The organism is Gulosibacter sediminis (genome assembly GCF_014904065.1).
Classification (GTDB): Bacteria; Actinomycetota; Actinomycetes; order Actinomycetales; family Microbacteriaceae; genus Gulosibacter; species Gulosibacter sediminis.
Map to the genome: position 1 here is coordinate 7,533 of NZ_JACXJG010000016.1, position 5,123 is coordinate 12,655.

The window sequence follows — 5,123 nt, forward strand, 5'->3', positions numbered from 1 at the left end:
CGCCCGACAGCACGAGGCTCAGTGCCGCGAGCTGCAGGGCGGCACGGGCGACGGCGACGATGACCTCGTGCGGCGCCGGGATGCGGAACGCCGCGANGCCAAACGCGATGCCGGCGAGCAGCACGATCGCGGCGACGGTCGGCAGCCACCCGAGCAGCTCCTGCCCGGTCACGATGCGCGCCTAGTTGTCACCCCGAGAGTGTGGCACACCCCACCGACGCGCGGCGTCGGGCACGTCGGTGGGGCGGCGGGGCTACGCGAGCGACCCGGCCCGAGGCCTCAAACACCACATCCCCCTGCGCCACATCAGCGCTCCGGCGCAGCGGTCGAGCGCCGAATCGCGAGGGTCGGCGTCGCGATCTCGTGCCGCGCATCCGCCCCATCGAGCATGTCGGTGAGCTGGCGCAGGGCGAGCGACCCCATCGCGCGCCGCGGCTGGTCGACGCTCGTCAGCGTCGGTCGCATCCGCGCGGCGAAGTCGATGTTGTCGTAGCCGACGATGCTGAGGCGGCCGGGCACCTCGACGCCGGCGTCGCTGAGCTCGCCGATGAGCTCGACGGCAATGCGGTCGGTGGCGCAGCACACCGCCGTCGGGGCGTCGGCGGCGCTTGGGGCGAGCGTGCCGAGCAGCGCCTCGATGCCGGGCACGACGCTCGCGTGGTCTTCTAAGCCGAGTTCGCGCATGGTCTCAAGATAGGCCTCGCGCCTGGCGACGGCGGCCGGGCGCGGCGAGCCGGGCAGGTGCACGATGCGGCGGTGCCCGAGCGACGCGAGGTGGTGCACCGCGAGGCGCATGCCGGTGCGGTCGTCGTTCGACACCTGGCCGATGCCGGGCGAGAGCTCGGCGGGGCGGCCCACGACGACGAGCGGCACCCGGCGCGCGAAGTCGCCGATCATCGCGCTGTCGGCCCGACCCGAGACGATCACGACGCCGTCGAGCCCGAGCCCGATCATCCGCTCGAGGCGGGTGCGCAGCAGCGCCGGGTCGCGGCGGGCATCGGCCATGACAACTGACATGCCGTTCGTCTCGGCCTCGTCTTCGATGCCGTGCACGACGTCGGTGTGGTAGCCGCTGCGCAGGTCGTCGAGCAGCACGCCGATCATCTGGCTGCGGCCGCGCACGAGCGAGCGCGCCCACGGGTTCGAGTGGTACCCGAGCCGGTCGGCGACGTCGAGAATGCGCGTGCGCGTCTCGGGCCGCACGCCCACGTCGCCGCGCACGGCGAGCGACACGAGCGACTTCGATACGCCCGCCTCGGCGGCGACGTCGTTGAGGGTCGGCGCGCGGTGGCTCTTTGCTCCCATGGCTCTGTTCTAGCAGCGTTGGAGCGTTCCAGGGATTTCCAATTGGAGCGTTCCACAACCGTTCACGTAGCGGTGCCAAGCCGTACACGGGCCCTTCGTACGGTCGTTGCGAACGCGACAGAAAGAGACCCACTCGTGCCGACCACCGCATCCCCACTGCTTTACGCGCCCCGCGCCCTGCTGCTCGACTTCGGCGGCGTCATCTTCGAAACGGTGAAGCGACCCACCGGTCGAGACGAGCTGGCTGCGTCGATCGTGGCGCGTGCCGCGCGAGCCGGGCACCGCATCGAGCAGGCCGAGGTGCGCACCTCGCTCGACTCGGGGCTCACCGCGCTGCGCCACTGGAAGCACGCGTCGAGCCGCCGCCTCGAGCCGCGCGAGATGACGCACCGCGAGGTCGTCGGCGACTTCCTGGCGGCCGAGCTGCCCGAGCCCATCCGCGCCCTGCTCGTCGCCGAGGCCGGCGCGCTGCTCGAGGAGCAGAACACGACGATCTCCGACCATGTCGTGCGCCCGGGCATCCCCGAACTGCTCGACGAGGCGGTGCGCCGCGGCATTCCGCTCGGCATCGTGAGCAACGCGCACTCCGGGCGCAGCCACCGCCGCCTGCTCGCGAAGCACGGCCTCGCCTCGTTCTTCTCGGTGCAGGTGTACAGCGACGAGGTTGGGATGCGCAAGCCGCACCCGCGCATGATCGAGCTCGCGTCGGCGGCGCTCGGCGTCTCGCCCGCCGACGCCTGGTACGTCGGTGACACGCAAGACCGGGATGTCGTGGCCGGCCGCCGCGCGAGCGTCGGCGCGGTGGTGCTCACGGTGAGCAAGCACACCGACCAGCCGCCGTTCGGCGTGGCCGAGGTGGCGGATGCGGTGTTCCCGACCCCCGAGGGGCTGCTCGAGACGCTGCGGGCGGCGGCCGACCCCGCGCCGGCCTCGCCCGCGACGGCGACGAGCGACGCGGCCCTCGCGGGCCGGCAGGCTGCCCTGCTGCTCGACCACGGCGGGGTCATCTCGACCTCGACGCCCGACGACACGCTGCTCGATGAGTTCTGCGACTCGCTCGCCGCGCTGCTCGACGGCGAGGACGAGCGCGTGGACCGCGCCCGCGCTCGCGCGCTCGTCGCGGACGGCGTGGCGCGCTACCGCGAGTTCAAGGTGACCGAGCGCGAGCGCCCCGACGGCTGCCACGAGATCGGCGCCGCGCGCTTCTGGCGCGACCTCGTCGGCGGCGACCTCGGCCCGCGAGCCCGGGCGCTGCTCGAGGCCGAGGCACACGATCTGATGTTCCGCTTCGGCACCGCGAAGAGCAAGCGCACGCCGCGCCCCGGCATCCGCGAGCTGCTCGAGCNCGCCGAGCGCGAGGCGATGCCCGTCGTCGTGGTGTCGAACACGATCAACGGCCGGGCCGTGCGCGCCGAGTGCGCCGCCCAGGGCATTGACCACCTCATCGCCGCCTACGTGTGTTCTGACGAGGTCGGGTTCCGCAAGCCGCATGCGCGCATCGTGCGCGAGGCGCTGCTCGTCGCCGACGCCGACCCCGCTCGCACCTGGTTCCTCGGCGACAAGCCGCGCAACGACGCCGCCGGTGCGCTCACCGCGGGCATCGCCCGCCGCGTGCTCGTGCGCGGCGGGTCGACCGGCGACGCCGAAATCGACGCCGCCGTCGCCGAGGGCATCGCCACCGACGCCATCGACTCCGCCGCCGACCTCATTGACCTGCTGACCCCGAGCCGCGACGTCGTCGACGCCGCGGTGTCGTAACCCCACCCCGCCAACAAGCCGACGCTGCGTGAACCCCGACACAAGGAGCACCCCCGTGACTGACACCCGACAACCCACCACGACTTCGACCGCCGAGCCCTCCGACTACCGCCGCGCCGGCGCCCTGCGAGGCAGCGGTGCCCCCGGCGGCGAGATGACCATGCCGCAGAAACTCATGGTGTTTGTGCTCGCGATGGCGCTGAACGGCCTCGCGAACATCATCCTCGAAGTAATTCCCGACGTCTCGATCGGACCGATCGACGTCTCGGTGAGCAGCTTCATCTTCGTGCCGCTCACCATGGTGGCGCTGTTCAACCCGTTCTGGGCCGCGCTCGGCGCACCGCTCGGCGAGATCGTCTTCNACCGACCTGCTCATGGGCGACTTCTCGGGCCTCGCCGAGGTCGAGGGCTTCCTGCAGATGTTCCTCGCCCTCTACGTCGGCGGCATGCTGATTCGCAACGCGAACTCGCGCGTGCAGATCTGGATCGGCGCGATCACCGTCGTGCTCATCGACAAGGTGCTCTCGGCCATCGTCGACCTCTCGAAGGTCTGGGTCGGGCTCGAGGACGCCGAGTACGTCGAGGGCCTCCCGCAATCGATCCTCGCTATCGAGGGCATCGGCCTCGGCGTCGACGTGCTCATCAGCGGCATCCTCTTCGGCGCGATCCCCGCCATGTGGCTCATCCCCGCCCTCTACGGCAAGATCGAGCCGCTGCTCGGCCTGCGCCCGCGCGTGCCGGGTGAGCGCATCCCCGGCTCGGTGCAGCATGTCGGCTGGTTCGTCGTCGTCGCCCTGCTGCTCTCGATCGCCTCGTTCTTCTTCGCCTTCCTCGAGGCGTGGGATCTCTCAGTCGGCGCCGTCGACACCGAGCTGCTCGACCAGTACGGCCCCGGCTTCCTGTGGGTGAGCGTCGGCGTCATCGCCGTCATGCTCGTCGTCGCCATCCTGCTGTTCCGCCGCTCCCAGAAGAACCGAAAGCGCTAATTGTGGCCGACCCCATCATCGTCATTGAGAACCTGTCCTTCCGGTATCCCGGCGCCGAGGCCGACGTGCTGCGCAACGTCAACCTCACCATCGAACGCGGCGACTTCGTTGCCGTGGTCGGGGGCAACGGAGCGGCCAAGACCACGCTCTGCAAGAGCATCAACGGTCTGATTCCGCACTACTGGTCGGGCGACTTCGCCGGCTCGGTGACGGTGGATGGGGTCGACACGTACACCTCGAGCGTCGCCGAGCTCTCAACGCGCGTCGGCTACGTCTACCAGGACTTCCAGAACCAGCTCGTGCGGCCGACCGTGCGCGACGACGTCGCGTTCGGCCCGATCAACTTCGGCCGCGACTCGTACCTGGCTGACACCGATGCGGCGCTCGACAGCCTCGGCATCGCGCACCTCGACGACCGCTATATCTGGCAGCTCTCGGGCGGCCAGGCGCACCTCACCGCGCTCGCCGGGGCGCTCGCGCTGCGGCCCGAGGTGATCATCGTCGACGAGCCCGTCGCCGAGCTCGACCCGGCACGCGCCGAGGAGATCTATGAGCGCCTCGCCGAGCTCAACCGCGAGCACGGCGTCACCGTGATCACGATCGAGCACCACGCCGAGTTCGTCGCGAAGTACGCCAAGTCGGTCGTGCTGATGGCGCAGGGCAGCCCGGTCTGGCACCTGCCGATCGAGGATGCGCTGCGCCGCACGGACGAGCTCGAGCAGCACGGCATCCCGGCCCCGCAGGCGGTGCAGGCCGTGCGCGCGCTCGGCTTGGATGCCGCGCCGCGCACCCCGGCCGAGGCCGCCGAGTTGCTTGGCGCGCATCCGCTTCGGTCGGATGTGGTGGTCGACGGCGGTGCCCAGGCCGCGGAGCTGCTTGGCACGCGCCCGGTTCGTACGGATGCGACGGCCGACCCCGTCCCGGTCGTGGCCCAGGTCGAGAACGTGACGCACGGCTACAAGAGCGTCGGCGGCAACATCACGCCGGTGCTGCAGGGCCTCGACACGACGCTGCGCAGCGGCGAGCGGATCGCGCTCGTCGGCGGCAACGGTGCGGGCAAGTCGACGCTGCTCA

At 71.2% G+C, this 5,123-nt stretch carries 4 protein-coding genes and 1 pseudogene; 3 read left to right on the forward strand and 2 right to left on the reverse strand.

What is annotated here, in order from left to right:
• A pseudogene (locus ID132_RS15280) lies at positions 1-172 on the reverse strand (hypothetical protein); the annotation flags it as partial.
• 134 nt (positions 173-306) lie between these two features.
• A complete protein-coding gene (locus ID132_RS08630; protein WP_193128367.1) occupies positions 307-1,305 on the reverse strand; it encodes a LacI family DNA-binding transcriptional regulator in 999 nt (332 codons plus the stop codon).
• A gap of 135 nt (positions 1,306-1,440) precedes the next feature.
• On the opposite strand from ID132_RS08630, the gene ID132_RS08635 reads away from it, so the two are divergent.
• The 3 genes from ID132_RS08635 to ID132_RS13965 form a co-directional block, all read left to right on the forward strand.
• A complete protein-coding gene (locus ID132_RS08635; RefSeq protein ID WP_193128368.1) occupies positions 1,441-3,063 on the forward strand; it encodes an HAD-IA family hydrolase in 1,623 nt (540 codons plus the stop codon).
• A 374-nt stretch (positions 3,064-3,437) separates the two neighbouring features.
• Positions 3,438-4,049, forward strand: coding sequence for a hypothetical protein (locus ID132_RS08640; RefSeq protein WP_235988423.1), 612 nt, complete (start codon positions 3,438-3,440; stop codon positions 4,047-4,049).
• 2 nt (positions 4,050-4,051) lie between these two features.
• Positions 4,052-5,123: ABC transporter ATP-binding protein (locus ID132_RS13965; RefSeq protein ID WP_413229360.1), on the forward strand; the 1,072-nt coding region annotated here is incomplete at its 3' end.